General features: G+C 31.3%; 17 protein-coding genes. 13 read left to right on the forward strand and 4 right to left on the reverse strand.

The window, feature by feature from the left end; all coding sequences use genetic code 11:
• The first annotated feature begins 33 nt into the window (after positions 1-33).
• The 3 genes from ACFQ5N_RS03080 to ACFQ5N_RS03090 all read left to right on the forward strand — a co-directional run bounded on the left by ACFQ5N_RS03080 (position 34) and on the right by ACFQ5N_RS03090 (position 4,111).
• The gene (locus tag ACFQ5N_RS03080) at positions 34-1,803 is read left to right on the forward strand and encodes an APC family permease (RefSeq protein WP_386807663.1); all 1,770 of its coding nucleotides are present in this window, start codon (positions 34-36) and stop codon (positions 1,801-1,803) included.
• 265 nt (positions 1,804-2,068) lie between these two features.
• Positions 2,069-3,859 (forward strand): chloride channel protein, encoded by a 1,791-nt coding sequence (locus tag ACFQ5N_RS03085; protein WP_386807664.1) that lies wholly within the window; start codon positions 2,069-2,071, stop codon positions 3,857-3,859.
• 6 nt (positions 3,860-3,865) lie between these two features.
• Complete coding sequence (locus tag ACFQ5N_RS03090) at positions 3,866-4,111, forward strand: hypothetical protein (protein ID WP_386807665.1); 246 nt, start codon at positions 3,866-3,868, stop codon at positions 4,109-4,111.
• Here ACFQ5N_RS03090 and ACFQ5N_RS03095 read toward each other — a convergent pair whose 3' ends face one another.
• Positions 4,112-4,561, reverse strand: a complete 450-nt coding sequence (locus ACFQ5N_RS03095; RefSeq protein WP_386807667.1) for a nucleoside deaminase — start codon at positions 4,559-4,561, stop codon at positions 4,112-4,114.
• A gap of 60 nt (positions 4,562-4,621) precedes the next feature.
• Between ACFQ5N_RS03095 and dxs the strand changes: the two genes are divergently transcribed.
• Complete coding sequence (gene dxs, locus ACFQ5N_RS03100; RefSeq protein WP_386809017.1) at positions 4,622-6,397, forward strand: 1-deoxy-D-xylulose-5-phosphate synthase; 1,776 nt, start codon at positions 4,622-4,624, stop codon at positions 6,395-6,397.
• Between the two features lie 3 nt (positions 6,398-6,400).
• Here dxs and ACFQ5N_RS03105 read toward each other — a convergent pair whose 3' ends face one another.
• Entirely contained in the window at positions 6,401-7,732 is a 1,332-nt protein-coding gene (locus ACFQ5N_RS03105) for a deoxyguanosinetriphosphate triphosphohydrolase (protein ID WP_386809018.1), read from the reverse strand.
• Between the two features lie 160 nt (positions 7,733-7,892).
• Between ACFQ5N_RS03105 and ACFQ5N_RS03110 the strand changes: the two genes are divergently transcribed.
• The 3 genes from ACFQ5N_RS03110 (at position 7,893) to ACFQ5N_RS03120 (ending at position 12,459) form a co-directional block, all read left to right on the forward strand.
• A complete protein-coding gene (locus tag ACFQ5N_RS03110; protein ID WP_386807668.1) occupies positions 7,893-8,276 on the forward strand; it encodes a carboxypeptidase-like regulatory domain-containing protein in 384 nt (127 codons plus the stop codon).
• 116 nt (positions 8,277-8,392) lie between these two features.
• Entirely contained in the window at positions 8,393-11,224 is a 2,832-nt protein-coding gene (locus ACFQ5N_RS03115) for a TonB-dependent receptor domain-containing protein (protein WP_386807670.1), read from the forward strand.
• A 35-nt stretch (positions 11,225-11,259) separates the two neighbouring features.
• On the forward strand, positions 11,260-12,459 hold the full coding sequence (locus ACFQ5N_RS03120) for a multidrug transporter (protein WP_386807672.1): 1,200 nt from the start codon (positions 11,260-11,262) through the stop codon (positions 12,457-12,459).
• Between the two features lie 71 nt (positions 12,460-12,530).
• On the opposite strand, the gene ACFQ5N_RS03125 is transcribed toward ACFQ5N_RS03120, so the two are convergent.
• On the reverse strand, positions 12,531-12,878 hold the full coding sequence (locus ACFQ5N_RS03125; RefSeq protein ID WP_386807674.1) for a hypothetical protein: 348 nt from the start codon (positions 12,876-12,878) through the stop codon (positions 12,531-12,533).
• A 495-nt stretch (positions 12,879-13,373) separates the two neighbouring features.
• On the opposite strand from ACFQ5N_RS03125, the gene ACFQ5N_RS03130 reads away from it, so the two are divergent.
• The 6 genes from ACFQ5N_RS03130 (at position 13,374) to phoU (ending at position 19,086) form a co-directional block, all read left to right on the forward strand.
• Positions 13,374-14,564: a porin gene (locus ACFQ5N_RS03130; RefSeq protein WP_386807675.1), complete on the forward strand. Its 1,191-nt coding sequence runs from the start codon at positions 13,374-13,376 to the stop codon at positions 14,562-14,564.
• A gap of 181 nt (positions 14,565-14,745) precedes the next feature.
• Entirely contained in the window at positions 14,746-15,696 is a 951-nt protein-coding gene (locus tag ACFQ5N_RS03135; RefSeq protein WP_386807677.1) for a PstS family phosphate ABC transporter substrate-binding protein, read from the forward strand.
• A 166-nt stretch (positions 15,697-15,862) separates the two neighbouring features.
• Entirely contained in the window at positions 15,863-16,741 is an 879-nt protein-coding gene (gene pstC / locus ACFQ5N_RS03140) for a phosphate ABC transporter permease subunit PstC (protein ID WP_386807678.1), read from the forward strand.
• Positions 16,734-17,588, forward strand: coding sequence for a phosphate ABC transporter permease PstA (pstA, locus tag ACFQ5N_RS03145; RefSeq protein ID WP_386807680.1), 855 nt, complete (start codon positions 16,734-16,736; stop codon positions 17,586-17,588). The genes pstC and pstA overlap by 8 nt, the downstream gene beginning before the upstream one ends.
• On the forward strand, positions 17,567-18,406 hold the full coding sequence (gene pstB, locus ACFQ5N_RS03150) for a phosphate ABC transporter ATP-binding protein PstB (protein WP_386807681.1): 840 nt from the start codon (positions 17,567-17,569) through the stop codon (positions 18,404-18,406). Before pstA ends, pstB begins: the two co-directional genes overlap by 22 nt.
• Before the next feature lie 14 nt (positions 18,407-18,420).
• Positions 18,421-19,086, forward strand: a complete 666-nt coding sequence (phoU, locus tag ACFQ5N_RS03155) for a phosphate signaling complex protein PhoU (protein WP_386807683.1) — start codon at positions 18,421-18,423, stop codon at positions 19,084-19,086.
• Between the two features lie 51 nt (positions 19,087-19,137).
• Here the strand turns inward: phoU and ACFQ5N_RS03160 are convergent, their stop codons facing one another.
• The gene (locus ACFQ5N_RS03160; protein ID WP_386807685.1) at positions 19,138-20,907 is read right to left on the reverse strand and encodes a Na/Pi cotransporter family protein; all 1,770 of its coding nucleotides are present in this window, start codon (positions 20,905-20,907) and stop codon (positions 19,138-19,140) included.
• Between the last annotated feature and the right edge of the window lie 187 nt (positions 20,908-21,094).

Genomic DNA, 21,094 nt, shown 5'->3' on the forward strand with positions numbered 1-21,094 from the left:
TTTTTATATCTTTATTTATTAAAAATTGGAAAATTGAAACCGAAACAAATTCACAAAAAATTAAATGAGTTAGCTTCAACAGCTATTTGCGGGAATGATATTAGCTCATCTGTATTATACGTATCAGCATTGGCCATTGCATTTGCAGGGCAATACGCTTGGATTACTTTATTAATTGTATCACTTGTATTATTTCTTTTTAGAAAAATTTATGGAGAAGTAGTTGGTGCTTTACCATTAAACGGAGGTGCTTACAACGCTCTATTAAACACAACTAGCAAAAGTACAGCATCATTTGCCGCTACGTTAACATTGCTTTCCTATATGGCAACAGCCGTAATTTCAGCTAACGAAGCTATCCATTATTTACATCATTTAATTCCTGCAATGCCTATTATTATTTCAACAATTGTATTGTTAGCTTTTTTTGCTGCACTTACCATTGGAGGAATTACAGAATCATCAAAAGTTGCCATTGGAATATTTTTGTTTCATTTAAGTTCTTTAGCAATTTTAAGTGGATTTATAATTTACTTTCTTATACAAAATGGCACCAGCATGTTTTTTGAAAACTGGCATTTTCCGGTTACTGGCGGAAGCATAACAAAAGCAATTCTATTAGGATTTGCTGCATCTATGTTAGGTGTTTCGGGGTTTGAAAGTTCAGCAAATTTTGTTGAAGAACAAGAAAAAGGCGTTTTTCCAAAAACGCTAAAAAACATGTGGGCAATTGTAAGTATAATAAACCCATTAATGGCTGTTTTTGCATTGGCTTTATTTACTATTCCAATGTTACAAAGTAGTGAATTTCAAAACACACTTTTAATTGAAATGGGGAATCACGTAGGTGGAAAATGGGTAGCCATTTTAATTGCTGTTGATGCATTTTTAGTGTTAAGCGGTGCTGTTTTAACAAGTTTTGTAGGTGTTTCTGGATTGTTAGAACGTATGACTTTAGATAGAATTATGCCACAATTTTTCTTAAAGAAAAGTTCTAGAGGAAGTTCGTATAGAATTATATTAATGTTTTTCTTTTTATCAGTATCGGTGTTATTAATTACCAATGGTGATGTAAAATTATTAGCCGGCGTTTATACCATTTCTTTTTTATCTGTAATGGCATTGTTTGGTTTTGGTAATATTTTGTTGAAAGTAAAACGTAAATCACTACCAAGGCCTGAAACAGCTTCTTGGCTATCAATAATTGTTGCAATTACAGCCGTAATTATAGCGCTAATAGGAAATATTATTGTAGAACCTGCGGGTGATTCTCCAAGTAATTTAGTGGTATTTTTAGATTATTTTATTCCGTCAATTATTTTTATTGCCATCATGTTGAATAGAACATTGTTGTTAAAATTTCTATTAAATGCTATTCACACCATTTTTGATCCGATACGTAATTTTGTTTTATCCACTGATAAAAAAATTATGAAAACCATAGATAAAATTAACTCTCAAGAGTTTGTGTTTTTTACCAAAGGAGACAACATTGCTACCTTAAATAAAGTTATGCTTTACATTATTAAAAACGAGCATACCAAAAAAATAAAAATTGTTTTAGCCTTAGAAAAAGGACAAGAAATACCTCCAAACCTAACTATGGAAGTTGATTTTTTAGATAAAGAATACCCTGAAATTAAAATTGAATTTGTTATTATTGATGGAAAATTTAGTCCAAAACTTATAAAAGAGCTTTCAAAAAAATGGAAGATTCCTGTAAACTTTATGTTTATTGGTTCTCCTAGCGATAAATTTCCTTATAAAATTGAAGAGTTAGGTGGTGTACGATTAATTATTTAATTTACAACATGTTAATTTAAACATTTTTGTAAATTAAAAATCAAACGAAAACATAACCGTGAACAAAACTAAAACCGCGTCCATTTTTAAATATGACTTTGATTGGCCTACTTTAATTAAAAAAAAGGCGAAAAAAGATTTTAAAGACGAATGTTGTAAAAAATACAAGAAAAAAGGCGAAAACAAATGTAAAAAATGTCCAAAACGGATTATTTAATCCTATAAATTAGATACTTTTGCAAACTCTTTTTTTAGAACAAAACCAATGTCAATTAAATTAAAATACATTCTTAAACGATTTCTAATTTGGAAATACCAACATATTTCTGACAAACAATTTGTAAGAATTGCAAGTGCAATTATTGGTTTATTAGCAGGATTAGGAGCGGTAACTTTAAAAAACTTAACGCACTTTTTTCAACATATGTTAGAAAGTGAATTTATTAAAGATATTCACGTAGCTTTTTACTTTATTTTTCCTCTACTAGGTTTGTTTTTTGTACGTATGATTAAAAGATACGGTATAAAGAAAAAAGTAGGTCACGGAATTCCTTCTACATTATTTGCTATTTCAAAATTAAAAGGAATTATGCCACGCCACCAAATGTGGTCATCAATTTTAACAGCACCTTTAACGGTTGGTTTTGGAGGTTCTGTGGGATTAGAGGGTCCAACGGTAGCTACAGGCGCTGCTTTAGGATCTAATTTTGCTCGGTTAATGCACGTAAACCAAACTACCAGAACTTTACTTATTGGAGCTGCAGCTGCAGGCGCAATGTCTTCTATATTTAAAGCTCCAATTGCAGCCATTATTTTTGCGGTTGAAATTTTTAGTTTAGAGCTAACAATGGTTTCTATGATTCCGTTATTACTAGCTTCAATTACAGCGGTATTAACTTCATATTTCTTTTTTGGAGACGATGTATTATTACACTTTAGCATTGAAGATAAATTCCATTTAAATGATGTTTTGTTTTATGTTTTATTAGGCGTAACATCTGCAACTACTTCAATTTACTTTAGTAAAGTATATTTTAAAATAGGAGCCTTTTTTAAAGGAATGAAAGGCGCTCACAAACGCTTACTTTTTGGAGGAATATCTTTAGGAATAATGGTATTTTTAATTCCGCCTTTATTTGGTGAAGGTTACGCAACTATTAACAATGTTTTAAAAGGAAACATTACACCAATTATATCAAACAATATTTTTCATATTGAACCTGATAATTTTTTAATAATAACAGCTCTTTTAGTTGGTTTAGTTACTTTTAAAGTAATAGCAACTTCTTTAACGTTTGGTGCTGGTGGTGTTGGTGGTGTGTTTGCACCTACTCTATTTACCGGTAGTATTTCAGGATATATTTTTGCTTCCATTATTAATCACAGTCAAATTTTTGGACATCAATTATCATCTACAAATTTTGCAATGGTTGGAATGGCCGGCTTAATGGCCGGGATTTTACAAGCTCCATTAACCGCAATTTTCTTAATTGCTGAATTAACTGGAGGCTATGAATTATTTATTCCGTTAATGATAGTTTCATCCATTTCATATTTAGTTACTAAAAAATATATTCCACATAATATTTACGCCTCTGAGTTGGCTAAAAAAGGACAATTATTAACACATGATAAAGACAAAAATGTGTTAATGTTAATGGATATTGACAAAGTTATTGAAACTAATTTTATTGTACTTACACCAGAAATGACATTGGGTGAAATAGTAAACAATGCAGTTGCAAAATCATCTCGAAATCATTTCCCTGTGGTAAGTCTTCAAAACGAATTTTTAGGTGTTATTACTTTAGATGATATTAGAAGTATTATGTTTAACACCAAATTATACGACAAGCAAAAAGTATTACATTTAATGCATAGTGTTCCTGATATTATTAATTACGATAAGGATTCTATGGAAGTAATTATGAATAAATTTAAAACAACTGTAGCTTGGAATTTACCTGTAATTAAAGATGGTAAATACTATGGATTTATTTCAAAATCTAGGCTTCTTACTGCATATAGAAGAAAATTAATACACGTAACAGCTTAAACAATTATGAAATCTATTTTAATATTTCTACTAGTTATAATTATTGGAACTTTAACCTATGGTTTTTACATTAAAGAAACTGCAAATGGTGAAGGAGAAATTATTATTGGCATTTGTGTTTTAGCCATTGCTTTTATTTTTATGCCTTTGTTTATTTATTATAGATATAAGGATAAAAATCTTAAAGATTTTACTTTTGATAAATACCAAAAAGATTTAGCTGCCCACAATAAAAAAGAAGAAAGCAAGTAGTTAATTTAAGTTTCGTTTTTCTATAAAAAAACGCTTTAATAAATCTCCACATTCATTCTCTAACACACCACTTACAACTTTAGTTTTTGGATGTAACGTAGTATTTAAGTTTCTAAAGCCTCTTTTTTCTTCTGAAGCGCCATATACTATTTTTCCTATTTGGGTCCAATAACTAGCGCCTGCGCACATTTGGCAAGGTTCTAAGGTTACGTACAACGTACATTCTTTTAAATACTTTCCTCCTAAAAAATCAGCTGCGGCAGTAAAGGCCTGCATTTCGGCATGTGCAGTTACATCATTCAAGGTTTCGGTTAAATTATGCGCACGGGCAATTATTTGATTGTTCATTACAACAACTGCACCTACAGGAACTTCATTTTTATCAAAAGCCATTTGTGCTTCTTGCAAAGCTCGCTTCATAAAATAAACATCATCAAAAGGATTTATCATACTTCAAAAGTAATTTTTATTATTTCAACATACAATTTAAATAGTGTAGTTTTGCATGAGGTGAATACAAACTTATTAGCACATATTAATAGTCCGAAAGAACTTAGAGAGCTTTCTAAAGAGCAGCTTCCACAAGTTGCAAAGGAACTTCGCGACTTTATTATAGATATTGTTGCAACCAAAGAAGGGCATTTAGGTGCAAGTTTAGGTGTGGTTGAACTCACAATTGCACTGCATTACGTGTTTAATACTCCCAACGATTTATTAATTTGGGATGTTGGTCACCAGGCTTACGGCCATAAAATTTTAACTGAACGAAAACAGTTGTTTCACACAAACAGACAATTAGGTGGTATTTCAGGGTTTCCAAAAAGAAGTGAAAGTATATACGATGCTTTTGGAACTGGACATTCTTCAACCTCAATTTCTGCTGCGTTAGGAATGGCTATTTCTTCAAACATTAAAGGTGATTTTAACAAACAACACATTGCTGTTATTGGTGACGCTTCTATTGCAAGCGGAATGGCTTTTGAAGGCCTAAACCACGCAGGTGTAACAAACGCTAATTTGTTAATTATTTTAAACGACAATATGATGGGAATTGACCCAAGTGTTGGCGCTTTAAAAAATTATTTTACCAATGTAAAAGCAGGTAAAAAAGTTAGAAAAAACAACATAATTGAAGCCTTAAATTTTAATTATTCTGGACCAATTGACGGGCATAATATTGAAGCTGTTATTACCGAATTAGAACGTTTAAAAAACATAAAAGGACCCAAATTTTTACATATAATTACCACCAAAGGTAAAGGTTTAGAAAAGGCTGAAAAAGATCAAGTAAAATACCACGCTCCCGGAAAATTTGACAAAATTACTGGAGAGTTAGAAGCTAAAAGTACGCTAATTGAGCCACCAAAATTTCAAGATGTTTTTGGTGAAACTATGGTAGAATTGGCTGAAAAAAATAAACATATTGTTGGCATTACGCCTGCAATGCCAACAGGATCTTCATTAAAATTAATGATTGATAAATTTCCAGAAAGAGCTTTTGATGTTGGTATTGCTGAACAACACGCCGTAACATTGGCAGCCGGAATGGCTACACAAGCATTAGTTCCGTTTTGTGCTATTTATTCAACGTTTTTACAACGCGCCTACGATCAAATAATTCATGATGTTGCCCTACAAAATCTACCCGTTATTTTTTGTATAGATCGTGCTGGAATTGTTGGTAAAGACGGTGCAACACATCATGGTGTTTTTGACATTGCTTATTTACGATGCATTCCTAATTTAACAATTTTTGCACCTTTAAATGAAGTAGAGTTACGAAACATTATGTACACTGCTCAATTAGGTATTAATTTTCCGTTAGCTATTCGTTATCCACGTGGAAGAGGATTTATGTTAGACTGGAAACAACCTTTTTCAACCATAAAAATAGGAAAAGGTAATTGTATTTCTGAAGGCAATAAAATAGCCGTTTTAACAATTGGAACTATTGGAAATAAAATTATTGAATTGCAACCTGAATTTCCAAAAAATGAGGTAGCACATTACAATATGCGCTTTGTAAAACCTTTAGACACTGAATTACTACATCAAATTTTCAAAAAATTTAATAGCATAATTACTATTGAAGATGGCACTATTGTTGGCGGATTTGGAAGTGCTATTTTAGAATTTGCAGCTAACAACAACTATAAAAACAATACTATTAAAACACTTGGTATTCCAGATCAATTTATAGAACATGGCACTGTTGATGAACTTTTTAGCAGCTTACACCTTTCTAAAAATGAATTAAAAAAACAAATTCTTCAAGAGCTATCTTAAAAATTATCCTTTCAACTTTTTATACAATTGCAATGCTGAACCGTCAGTTAAACTGGCTACATAGCCACAAATAGATAAAATTCTAAGGTACAAGGAGTCTTTAGGTTTTTGCAAACTTTCTGGTAATAAATTTAAAACCAACTTATCATAATTGGTTAAGGTGTTTTCATATTTTCGGTTAATAGCTGTTAAAAAAACATCTAATAATGTTGCAATTACTGAATACCCAACCAATTCTTTTTCAACAACTTCTCGGCTTTTATAAATTTTTTCGACACTTATTTTTATAATGTCATTTATTTGTGCTTCATAATTACACTTATCTAACAATGCGTGCGGATATTTTCCTTCTAAAATAAGATCTTCATTACTTAAAAACATTACAGCCGCTTCATTAATTAAAGTACCAATAGCCAACGCTCTTAAATAACTTAATCTGTCTTTTTTGAATTCTAATTGATGGTATTTTTTTGAATCAATGGTGTTTTTCACCAATTTAATTAAGTATTCTAAAGCAAATTCCTCATCAATTAAACCTAAATTTATTCCATCTTCAAAATCTATAATAGTATAGCAAATATCATCTGCAGCTTCTACCAAATACGCTAAAGGATGTCTTTTATAAGATACATTTCCGTTAGTTCCTGTTGAAATTAACCCTAATTCTTCAGCTACATCCTTAAAAAATGGAACATCAGATTGAAATATTCCATACTTTTTATCTTCAATATTATTGGTAGGTTTTTTAGGTAAAGATTCTTTAGGATATTTTATAAATGCGCCCAAAGTTGCGTATGACAGTCTGTTACCACCATCCATTCCTTGTTTGCTTTCATTTAATATTCTAAAACCATTGGCATTTCCTTCAAAATCAACAATATCTTGCCACTCTTTTGCAGAAAGTTGCGCTTTGTATTTTTTACCTTCGCGATTTTTAAAGTATTCTCCAATAGCTTTTTCTCCGCTGTGTCCAAAAGGTGGATTTCCAATATCATGTGCCAAAGCAGCACACGCTACAATTGCGCCAAAATCATTAATTCCGTAGCCTTCAGCCGACAGTTCAGGGTATTTTTCTAAAATTTTTTCACCAACAATGCGTCCTAAAGAGCGCGCCACAACACTTACTTCTAAACTATGCGTTAAACGCGTATGGACAAAATCGGTTTTTGAAAGCGGAACAACTTGTGTTTTATCTTGTAAACTTCTAAAAGAATCAGAAAATATAATACGATCATAATCAACTTCAAATCCTAATCTAGTTTCGTTTTGATTTTTTCTTAATCTTGGTTCTACATCTCCAAATCGTTTAAGAGATAACAATTGACTCCAGTTCATTTTCATTTTAAAATAATTTGCTGCAATATACTTAAATATTCATCGTAAAATGTTTTTGAAAACAGCAAAACTTAACCTTTGCCTTACCTTTTTATAATTTACAAATAACCTTTTATTAACATACGAGCACGTATTTTGTAATTGATAAATACAATGTACTATGAAACCATTATTTTTAGCTTTTGCTTTACTTTTTAGTTTACAGTTTTACGGACAGTCTTTTGAAATGACTTCACTTGTAAAAGAAATAAGCCAAAACGGTGAAATTAAAGGAGTTGTATTAGATCACGAGTTTGAGAATGAACCACTGGTTTTTGCTACTGTAGAAATTAAAGACACTAATTTATCAACCACTACAGATCTTGACGGATCTTTCTCATTTAACTTAAAACCAGGAAACTACACACTTATTTTTAGCTTTACAGGCTATAAAACTATTGAAATTCCTGGAATTCATATTTCAGCAAATAAAACTTCTACGTGCAATCAAATAATGAGCGCGTTACAACTACAACCCAATTTAGTGGTTTCGCAAATGAAGTAATTCTATTTTAAAACTTCATTAACATTCCCTTAACTTTTTGGTTATCTTTTTATAACCGCCACTTAACTTTTCATTTACGCTAGTACAATTTCTTTGCAGCAAGAAATTAATAGAAAATGAAGAAAATTTTTATCGCAATATTATTACTTGTTACCACAATAACATTTAGCCAAACCAAAGGAAGTATTTCAGGAACCGTTTTTGATAAAGAGTTTGACAACGCACCTCTTCCTTTTGCAAATGTATTTATTAAAGGAACAACCACAGGAACAACCACTGAATTTGAAGGTACTTATTCATTACAAGTAGCGCCTGGAACGTACACATTAGTGTTTAGTTTTATTGGTTATGAAACAATTGAAGTGCCTAATATTCTTGTTAAAGAAGGCGAAAATGTAGTTGTAAATAAAACTATGAACGCTAGTCAAGGAGTTTCATTAAATGAAATTCAAATTTCAGGTTCTACAAAAAAAGAGTCTGAAACTGCATTATTAACAGATCAAAAAAAGGCTGTTGAAATTAAACAAAGTATTGGTGCTGATGAACTTTCAAGAAAAGGAGTTAGCGATGCCGCAACAGCAATTACAAAAATTTCAGGAATCTCAAAAGAAGGATCAAGCAACGTATATGTTCGTGGATTGGGTGATCGCTATTTAAACACATCGTTAAATGGTTTAACAATGCCTTCAAACGATATTAATAAAAAGAACATTGATTTAGACTTATTTTCATCTGATGTAATTCAAAATGTAGCAGTAAGCAAAGCGTATGCTGCAAACTTTTACGGTGATTTTGCTGCCGGAAATGTAAACATTACTTCAAAAGAATATACTGGAGACGGTTTTTTTGAAGCTACGGTAGAAACTGGTGTAAACACCAATGCTATTAGTGAAAACTTTGTGAAAAACAGCGGTACTGGTTTCTTTGGTTTTTACGGAAGATATGATCACAATCCGTACGCAGTTGTATTATCTCACGGACCAGATCCTATTGATGGATATACACCAGTAAACTCAAAAATTAGTGCTTCCGGAGGAAAATCATTCGACGTAGGTGAAAACGGAAGGTTTAGCTTTTTCTTAACAGGGTCTTTTCAAAATGAATACTCTTTTTTACAAGGAACCGAAGCTGATTACACAAATGTGTTAAAAAAATCGTATCCAAATGTAGACATCTACAACTACCAAACAACCACAAATATTATGGGTAATTTTATTTATAAAATAAATGACAACCATAAAATTTCATACAATTCAATGTTTATTAATAGCGGAAAAGATGAAGTTGGTTATTACGGTGTAAAAGGTTTAGGAACAAACAGAGATGCACAACTAGATACTGATGCTGGGTTTTACCAAATGAATGTACAGTTTAACCAAAACTTGGTTTTTGTAAATCAGTTATTAGGGACACACAAAATAAACGACGATAAAATTATTTTTGACTGGGGATTAGGATACAATAATTTATTTGCACACGAACCAGACAGAAAACGTATGTCTTTAGAGCAATACTATAATTATTTAGACAACGACCCATCAACACAAACATCATTTTACACCAACAACTCTTTTGACAACCAACGCTATTTTGAAAAAATTATTGACGAAGAGTTTAATGGTAGGTTTAATGCTAAAATTCTATTTTCAGAAGCATTCACATTAAACATTGGTGCTAGTGATAGATATAAAAAACGTGATTTTGAAAACATACGTTACGGATATAAAAACATTGATGATTCTTTAATTGTAGACCCTACAAATTTCGATGCCATTTTTAACTATGAAAACTGGGTAAATGGTTTATACGAAACTGATGTATTTAACCCAATTTATCCTGAAGGTGAAGGTGTTTTTCATATTGGACCAACAAACAACCCTGGATTACCAGAAAACACATACAATGCAGAACTTTCTGTAGTTTCTGGGTACGCTTCAGCCGAAATAAATTTAGGAGAAAAATGGTTATTTGTTCCTGCAATTAGAACAGAGTGGTTCAACCAAAAAATTGAATACGATGTTATTAACTTAATCAACAATCCTGGAGTTGCCGAAGTAACTGAAAACTTATACTTGCCTAGTATTAACGTAAAATATGCTTTAAATGATGATATGAACCTTCGTTTCTCATATAGCAATACAGTTTCTTTCCCAGAATTTAAAGAAATGGCACCTTATGTTTACGAAGGTGTAACACAAAGAATAGGTGGAAACCCAGATTTATTAGGTCACCAAGAAGGTGTAAACTATGTAAATGTAAAAGATATTGCATACTCAAATATTCACAACTTAGATCTGAAATATGAATGGTTTATGAGTAGAAGTGAAATTATTTCATTAGGTGTTTTTGCTAAAGAAATTAATGACCCTGTAAACTTAGTAGTAGCAAATGATGCTACCGGAACACAACGTTTTTTTAGAACTGGAGACAAAGCTTCAATTTATGGTGTTGAATTAGAAATTAAAAAAGATGTGCTAAAAAACGCACAAGATGACACTACGTTATCAACTGGCTTCAACATTTCATACATGCACACAGAACAAGATTTATACAGTTCAATTCAAGGAAACTACAGTACAGCTTTCAACCGTGAAAGCGATCAATTACAAGGAGCTTCTCCACTACTAATTAATGCTGATTTAAATTACTCACCAAATTTTGGTGAAAAGGTAAAACCAACAATGAACTTAGTGTACAGTTACTTTTCAGACAGAATTTATGCATTAGGATCTGGACAATTAGGAAATAAAATTGAACAAGGTTTTTCATCATTAGACTTTATTTGGAAAAATGAATTTGGTGAGCACTTTGAACTAAACTTTAGAGCAAAAAACTTATTAAACCCAAATGTGAACATTATTAGAGAAACAAGAAACAATCAAGAAGTTGTACTAGAAAGCTATAAATACGGAATGAATTTCGGATTACAATTAAAATACAAATTATAAAAAATAAAATCATGAACTTAAATAAAACTAAAACAATGAAGAATACCTTTTTAACATTAGCAATAGCTTCAACGCTATTTATATCTTGCGGTGAAGATGATACTGCTGATATTATTATTAATAATACTGATAATTCTACAACCATTAATAACAATGGAGACACTACTGACCCATCAAACCCAACAGATGAAACTGTTTATATTTCTGGTACATATGTAGAAGATTTAGAATTAACTTCTGAAAAAACTTATATTTTAAACGGAGCCTTAGTAATGACAGACGGAACTACCTTAACTATTGAAGAAGGTACTCAAATTAATGCATTAGCATCAGGATCTGATATTTACATTGCTATTTCACAAGGAGCTAAAATTGAAGCTAATGGTACAGCTGCTAACCCAATTGTTATGACATCTAATTCAACTGCACCAAAAGCTGGTGATTGGGGAGGATTAATTTTATTAGGAAAAGCGCCAATCAACTCTGTTGCAACTGGTACTTCAACTTCTGAAATTGGAAGTTTACCATACGGAGGAACTGATGAAGCTGATAATTCTGGAACACTTCGTTATGTACGTGTACAATATTCTGGTGGAAAAGCTGACGGATCTTCAGAAAACAATGGATTCTCTTTTTACGGTGTTGGAAACGGAACTACTGTTGAATACATTCAAATGTACGAAGGTTTAGATGACGGACTTGAATTTTTTGGTGGAACAGTTAACGTAAACTACGTTTCAGTAATAAACGCACAAGATGATTCTATTGACTGGACAGAAGGTTTTAGCGGAAAAGTTACAAACGCATATGTACAACACGGTGCTGATCACGATAAAGCATTTGAGTGTGATGGTTACAATACTGATATTGGAAACAATTCTAACCCAATATTTTGGTCTGCTCCTGAAGTTACAAATGTAACTGTTGTAAGTGCTAATGATGCTAGTGAAGCAATTAGATTAAGAGCTGGAACACAAGGTGTTTTCACAAACATTGTTTTAAACGATTTTGCTGAAGGTTTTGATTTAGATGGTGATACAGATGGAAACAACCCAACAGGACAAGGTGTTTTAGACGGTGTTTTAAAAGTTGTTGATGTTACTTTTAACAACGTAACAACAAAACTAAAAAATGATACAGGTTTTACATTTACTGAAGCTGAATTTATCTCAGGAGATGGAAATGCTACAGGAACTGATTATGCAACTTGGGGAGCAGATTGGACAGTAGAATAACAACTCACTATTTTCTATAAAAAAAGGCAGCCAATTGGCTGCCTTTTTTATGTTATATAAAGTCTTTGTACTTAGTTAACCACCACTGCTTTGGTATCAACATTTACAATTTTATTATCTTTATAAGTTACAACACTTACTTTATCTTCTTTAAAGTACGTCCAATCTCCTTCTTTTTTTCCATTATTGTAATTGGCAATGGTAGTTTCTTTTCCTGCTTCATTATAACTTATCCAAGTACCGTGTAATTTTCCTTCTTTATTAAAAAACCCTACTTTTTCAACTACTGTATTATTATCAGCAAAATAATAAGTTGCTTGTACAACCTCATTATCAATTTTTTTATAATCTACTTTTTGCTCTTGTGAAAATACGGTAACACTAAAAAGCAACACCATTGCAAACATTAATTTTTTCATATCTATATATTTTAAGTGAATAATCTGTTTATTTGTTACTTCAAAAATATGTTATTTACCTTAGTTTTACCATTTATTAACATTAAGTTTACATTAAGTTTTTTAAAATGACACTCAAATTACTGATTTACTGCAAATTACAATTACACACCAAAACCTTCAAAAATTTGCATATTTAAAAATAACTACTTCAAACTTTCTAAAATTAAAATTTCATCATTTTTCAATTCTTAATGATTTGGTAACGCTTACATGATATAAAATTGAACTATTGAATAGATATTTGCGCTGTGCGTTGTGCTATGCAACCACACAACATTTCATAAAATAATAATTTAGTTTTAGTCGACTTAATTTTGAAATGTAAAGCTATCTTTTATTTTAAAAGGTAGCTTTTTCTTTTTTTAAACTTTAGTTTTATAGTAACGCTAGGTTAACATTAAATTAACATTTGCGTTGGTAATTTGCAGTGACTAAAATTTAAATTATTTAAAAATGAAATTAAGAAACACACTTCTTGTGTTATTTGCATTTACATGCCTATCTCTAAGTGCTCAAGAAACAAAAGTACCAAAATTTGGAAAAGGGATTTTTAACCTAATGGCTCAAGACAGCACTTGGTCTATGAAAATAGGTGCTAGAATGCAGTTTTTAGGAACTTCAGTTTGGCAAGAAGGAGAAGCTAACAATATTAATTTTTTAGTACGTAGAGCTCGTTTAAAATTTAGCGGTTTTGCTTTTACACCTAAATTAAAATATAAAATTGAGTTAGGTTTATCTAACAGAGATATTGCCGGATCTTCAGTTTACACAGGCTATGCTCCTAGAATTATTTTAGATGCCGTTATGAAATATAATTTCGCCAAAAACTTTGAGTTTTGGTTTGGTCAAACTAAACTACCAGGAAACAGAGAGCGTGTAATATCTTCAGCAAACATGCAAATGGTAGATCGTTCCATATTAAATGCTCGATTCAATATTGATAGAGATATGGGAATTCAGTTAAGACATCACTTCACTATTGCTGACAATTTTGTAGTACGTGAAATTTTAGCTATTTCGCAAGGTGAAGGACGTAACGTAGTTACAGGAAATATTGGTGGTTTACAATATACTGGTCGTGTTGAGTTTTTACCAATGGGTAACTTCACAAGCAAAGGTGATTATTCTGGATCAGATTTAAAAAGAGAACCTAAACCAAAATTAGCAATTGGTGCAACCTACAACTTTAACCATGATGCCGTAAAAACAAGAGGAAATCAAGGTTCATATATGACAACTGACACTGGTTTTTACGAAACAAATATTAGCAGTGTTTTTGTTGATGCTATGTTTAAATATAACGGATTTAGCTTTATGGCTGAATATGCTGATAGAAATACCGATAACCCTTTTGCAACAAACTCTGACGGAACAGAAACTGGTGATGTTGTACAAGTTGGTAAAGCATACAATTTCCAATCAGGATACTTATTTAAAAACAACTGGGAAATTTCAGGAAGATACTCTAATGTAAAATTAGACGAAGCTATTACAGGAAAAGTTCCTGAAAACCAATACACATTAGGAGTTTCAAAATATATTGTTGGACACAGTTTAAAAATACAAACTGATGTTAGTTTTTTAGACACCAATCCTGCAAACGATATTATTATGTGGAGACTACAATTTGATATCCATTTCTAAAAATTAGAAAAACAATTAACAAAGGGGAACGCATTAAATGCCTCCCCTTTTTTAATACAAAAAACGGTTTCAATTTCCATAAAAAAACCGCTTAAAAATCACACATTCTTCACTTTCAATTAACACTAACTTAACAAGTATAGATTTTCTTTGTAATACAAAATTTAGACTAAAACAAATTATGAAAAAATTAGCAATTATGCTTTCCCTTGCCTTTTTAATATCGGCTTGCGGAGACAAAAAAGACAAAAATGAAACTACTAATTCAACAGCCTTATCTGGAACTATTAAAATTGACGGTTCAAGTACCGTTTTCCCAATTAGTGAAGCTGTAGCTGAAGAATTTAGAACTGAAGAACCTAGAGTAAAAGTAACCATTGGAGTTTCTGGTACTGGAGGTGGATTTAAAAAATTCTCACGAGGAGAAACTAACTTATCAAATGCTTCTCGTCCAATAAAAGATAAAGAAAAAGCAGCCTGCGCTGAAAACAATATTAACTACTTAGAGTTAGAAGTTGCTTACGATGGTTTGGCAGTTTTAGTAAACCCTGAAAACACTTGGGTTGATAATTTTACGGTTGAAGAATTAAAAATGATTTGGGAACCTGCTGCACAAGGTGTAATTATGAAATGGAACCAAATTCGTCCTGAATGGCCAAATGAAGAAATTCATTTATTTGGACCTGGAGTTGCTTCAGGAACATATGATTATTTTACAGAAGCTATTGTTGGAAAAAGCGGATCTAGTAGAGGTGATTTTACAGCAAGTGAAGATGATCACGTATTGGTACAAGGAATTGCAGGAGATAAATATTCTTTAGGATTTTTTGGTTTAGCATATTATGCTGAAAACAAAGACAAATTAACGTTAATAGGTGTTCACAATGGTGAAGAAGTGGTAAAACCTACTTTAGAAACAGTAAGTAACGGAACTTACAGACCTTTATCAAGACCTTTATTTTTATACGTTAACAGTACTTCTGTGAAATCTCCAGAGGTTATTAAATTTGTAGATTTCTACATAGACAACGCAGGTGAATTAGCTGAAGATGTAGGATACATTCCTTTACCAGCTGAAAACTACGCAACACAAAAAGCAAACTTTAATGCTTTTGTTGAAAGTAATAAATAATAATTTTCATTTGAAGATTACTTGATAAAAAATTGATAATGTCATTCTGAACGTTCGTGAAAAATCTTACCTAAAAGTAAATGGAAGATTCTTCAATTCGTAAAAACCACATTCAGAATGACACTATCTTTAAATCTTTCGAAAATCTTTAACAACCAATCCTTTAATGCGTAAAATAAAAGAACTTGTAATTGAAAAATCACTTTTATCGAGTGCTTTAATTACTATTGCAGTTACTTTTGGGATTATTTCTGTTTTAGCAATTGAAGCTTTTCGTTTTTTTAGCGAAGTTTCAATTTTAGACTTTTTAACAGACTCCCAATGGACTCCTTTGTTTACAGATAAACATTATGGTATTTTACCTCTTTTATCAGGAACATTATTAACTTCATTTATAGCTATTTCTGTGGCTCTGCCAATTGGATTAACCATTAGCATTTATTTAAGTGAATATGCGCCTGCTAGTTTTAGAAAAACCGTAAAACCATTATTAGAACTTTTAGCCGCTGTACCAACAGTTGTTTATGGTTTTTTTGCATTGATAGTTGTAACACCTTATTTACAGCAAATCATTCCAAATTTATCAGGGTTCAACTCTTTATCTGCAGGTATAGTTATGGGAATTATGATTATTCCGTTTGTGTCATCTATTAGCGAAGACGCGCTACACGCTGTACCAAAAGCATTACGAGAAGCTTCTTACGGAATGGGCGCTACAAAATTGCAAACCGCCTTTAAAGTAGTTGTTCCAGCTGCATCATCGGGTATTATTGTTTCTGTTATTTTAGCCATTTCACGTGCAATTGGAGAAACAATGATTGTAGCCATTGCCGCAGGTCAACAACCTAGATTAACTTTAGACCCAACTGTACCAGTAGAAACTATTACAGCTTATATTGTACAAGTTAGTTTGGGAGATGTGCAACACGGCTCAATAGAATATCGTACCATTTTTGCAGCCGGTATTACACTGTTTGTATTTACATTTTTACTAAATACATTAAGCTACAGAATTAGAAAAAAATACCAAGAAAAATATGAATAGTTTACAAAAAAACAGATTATTTGATCAGCTATTCAAAATATGGGGAATAGCTTGTACACTCTTTGGTTTAGTTATTTTAGCTATATTTATTGGAAATATATTAATTGACGGAATTCAAAGAATTGACTGGGAGTTTATTATTAATTTACCTTCAAGAAAAGCAGAAAAATCTGGAATATTTACAGCCTTAATGGGAAGTATTTGGATTTTAATTTTAACCACAATTATTGCATTTCCTGTTGGAGTTGCAGCGGGTGTTTATTTAGAAGAATACAGCAAAAAAAATAAACTTTCTGCCTTATTAGAAATAAACATTTCAAACTTAGCCGGTGTACCTTCCATAATTTATGGTTTATTAGGCTTAGAAGTTTTTGTTAGAATTATGAACTTAGGCGCAAGTGTTTTAGCCGGAGCATTAACATTATCGCTCTTAATTCTTCCTATTGTTATAGTTGCTACAAGAGAAGCCATAAAAGCTGTTCCAAATTCAATTAGAGACGCTTCTTATGCATTAGGAGCTTCAAAATGGCAAACTATATGGAACCAAATATTACCAGCCTCAGGCGGTGGTATTTTAACAGGTGTAATTTTAGCACTTTCAAGAGCTGTAGGTGAAACGGCTCCGTTAATTGTTGTGGGCGCTTTGGCGTATGTACCTTTTGCACCATCAAGCCCGTTAGATGAGTTTTCAGTATTACCAATTCAAATTTTCAATTGGATTTCAAGACCTCAACACGGTTTTGTTGAAAACGCTGCAGCAGCAATTATTATTTTATTATTAATTACCTTCGTAATGAATGGTATCGCCGTATATTTTAGAAATAGATGGCAAAAGAAATTGAAATAGCAATGAGCAAAAATATAGATACAAAAATAGCATACAATCCTGCAATTATTGAAGATGAAAATCATGCTGAAAAAATTGTAGCCAAAGATGTAAAAGTTTGGTACGGAGATTTTCAAGCAATTAAAGGAATTAGCATTAAAATTAAACCAAATACCGTAACAGCTTTTATTGGGCCTTCAGGTTGTGGAAAATCAACTTTCCTTCGCCTATTCAATAGAATGAATGATTATGTTGAAGAGTTTAGAATGGAAGGAAAAATTAAACTTCAAGGTACTAACATTTACAAAAAAAAGATACAAGTTGAAGAGTTAAGAAAAAACGTTGGAATGGTTTTTCAAAAACCAAACCCGTTTCCAAAATCCATTTTTGAAAATGTTGCCTACGGATTAAAAATTCAAGGAATTACCGATAAAAAGTTTATAAGTGAACGTGTAGAAAAAGCTTTAAAACAAGCTGACCTTTGGGAAGAAGTAAAAAACGATCTAAAAAAATCTGCGTTGGCTTTATCAGGTGGTCAACAACAACGTTTGTGTATTGCACGTACTTTAGCTGTTGAACCAGCCATCATTTTAATGGATGAGCCAACTTCAGCTTTAGATCCTATTTCTACAGCAAAAATTGAAGATTTAATTTTTGAATTGAAAGAAAAATACACTATTATTATTGTAACTCACAATATGCAACAAGCAAGTAGAATTAGTGATCACACTGCTTTTTTCTACCTAGGAGAATTGATTGAGTACAATGAAACAAAAACCATTTTTACAAACCCTGAAAAAAAGCAAACCGAGAACTACATTACAGGTCGTTTTGGATAAAAAAAGATAGAATTATGATTGTAAATGCAGAACAAGAACGCAGAGAGTTAAATAAAACTGTTTTAGAAATGCTTACGCTGTGTATTTCTCAAATTGAAAAAGCTACAGATGCTTTTTTAATTCATGATATAGACTTGGCTGAACAGGTAATGTACACTGAAACACATGTAAACGCTTTAGATATAAAAATTGAAAGGGATTGTGAACATTTTTTAGCGTTGTACAACCCAGTTGCTATTGATTTAAGGTTTGTAATGGCTACACTAAAAATAAATTTTGATTTAGAGCGCATTGGAGACCACGCTTTTGGAATTTCAAAATACATTGTAGACCAAAACAAAAAAATTGATCCCCACTTATTTAAAGTGTTGAAATTTGATGTATTGTATGAAACTATTACAGCAATGTTTGAAAACATTACTGAAGCCTTTGAAAACAACGATGTAAAAGCCGCTAGAAAAGTTTTTAAACAAGACAAAATTTTAGATAAAATAAACGTACAATCTTTTGAAATTATTGAAAACGAAATAAAGAAAAACCCTGATGTAATAGATCAAACTTTATTGCTTTTTGGTGTAATTAAAAAAATTGAACGCGTTGGTGATTTGGTGAAAAATATTGCTGAAGAAATTATCTTTTATATTGATGCCGAAGTATTAAAACATAAAAAGAAGAAATAATATTTACAAATAAAAGGTTGTTTGAAACTTAAGTTTTAAACAACCTTTTATTTATTTCTTTGTGTCACCATTTTCAAACAAAGAATCTTTTTGGCTGTATAATAATTCAGCAACTTCAATAAGCTTTTTACTAATATCATTCACATTTGAAAAGTCATTAAATAATGACGAAGCCATTTCTGTTGAAATTAAATCATCTCTAATTAATTTATCAATAGACTTGTTGCTTTTGCGTATATGCTCTTGCGCATCAACTTTTAACCTAGCTAGTTTTTCAGCGTATTTTGAAGTATTTTCTTCAGTACTAAACAAATAAATAACACGTAAAACTTTTGTTATTTTTTTTCTAAAATTATTATACTGTTTTAGTAAATGAGCATTATTACTGCCTTTAGCTAAATCAACATTTTTTTGAAGTTCGCGCACATTCTTCACTATTTCAACCATTTTTCTATTTGCAACCTTAATTTCAATAAGCGCTTTTTGTTGTTTTTTAGTGAGTTTTAAATCACTTTGTGCTGTGGTAGCATATTTTAAAATTTCGCCATAAATAGTTTTTACCTTTTTATAGTACAACTCATCAACATCTACCTCTAAATTTTTGGTAGATTTTTTTATAATAGTTTTAATTTTCTCGTCTCCTTTAATATCATTTCTATGCATATTTAAACCGTGCGAAACAGCTTCAAAAATGGCATTTTTAAATAAATATCTAGATTCTTTAAACAATGAATAAATTGCCGTACCTGGAAAATTTAGAATAGACTCATTTAAATACTTTGGCGTACTTATATCTTTGGCTGTTTTTTCTTTTAAAAACCGAATTAGAAAGGTTTCTAGCCTTGAAATAAACGGAATCATAATTAGCACACCTAACACATTAAAAATAGTATGAAACAAGGCTAATTTCAGAGTATAATCAGTTGCAGAGATTCCCATTTTATTCGATAAATAATCAACTAAATTTGCCAAAGGAAAAATAAGTGCCAAAGTCACTAAACCTGTAACTAGATTAAATATTAAATGCGCCATAGCCAAACGCTTTCCTGCAATATTTGAACTTAACGAACCAAGAACAGCTGTAATTGTAGTACCAACATTGGCACCAATTGCCAAAGCAAGTGCATTTTCATACTCAACTTGCCCAGCAGCCAATGCTGTTAAAATTAAAGCTAAAGTAGCACTACTTGATTGTAAAATAGTGGTAATAATAATTCCAACTCCTGCATAAACAAGCACTCCTAAATAACCAGAAATTGCAAATTGGGTGAGGTCTATGTATTCTTTAAACACATCAAACCCTTCTTTCATAAAGTGAATTCCTAAAAAGAAAAACCCCAAACCAGCCAATACATTTCCAACACCTTTTAATGCTTTTGTTTTTTGAAATGAAAAAATAATTCCGAACACCAACATAGGCATTGCTAGTGCAGATATTTTAACTTTTAACCCAAAACCTGCAACCAACCACGCAGTTGCCGTTGTACCAATATTTGCCCCAAAAATTAACCCTAAACCACCTGATAAACCAATTAACCCAGCGCTTATAAATGAAATTGTAATTACTGAAACTAATGAACTTGACTGAATTAATGCTGTTACTATAGCCCCAACCGTTATACTTTTATATAATTTATTAGTTGCATTTTTTAATAAATTTTGAAGAGGTCCTTTGGTAAAAACTTTAAAACCTTCTTCCAACAAAATCATTCCAAATAGTAAAATAGCAATACCCGCTGCAATTGTTTTAAAATTAGGGTTAAAAAATAATAAAACACCTAAGGCAACTAAAAAAGCAATAAAAATAAATTTTCGAATCATAAATCAGGGAATGAGTTGTATAAACTTACAGCTAAAAATTAAATTATAAAACACAAATTATTTTAAGTTACAACCAAGAATTTAATAATCATTTAATGTTTAGGTTACATCTAAATCTACAATTTAATTGATATTTGATGAATAATGAACCAAAGTTTAGGTGGCTTTTTTTTAAGACCACCTTTTT

Origin of the sequence: Lutibacter holmesii, from assembly GCF_042679665.1 — a bacterium.
GTDB classification, from domain to species: domain Bacteria; phylum Bacteroidota; class Bacteroidia; order Flavobacteriales; family Flavobacteriaceae; genus Lutibacter; species Lutibacter holmesii.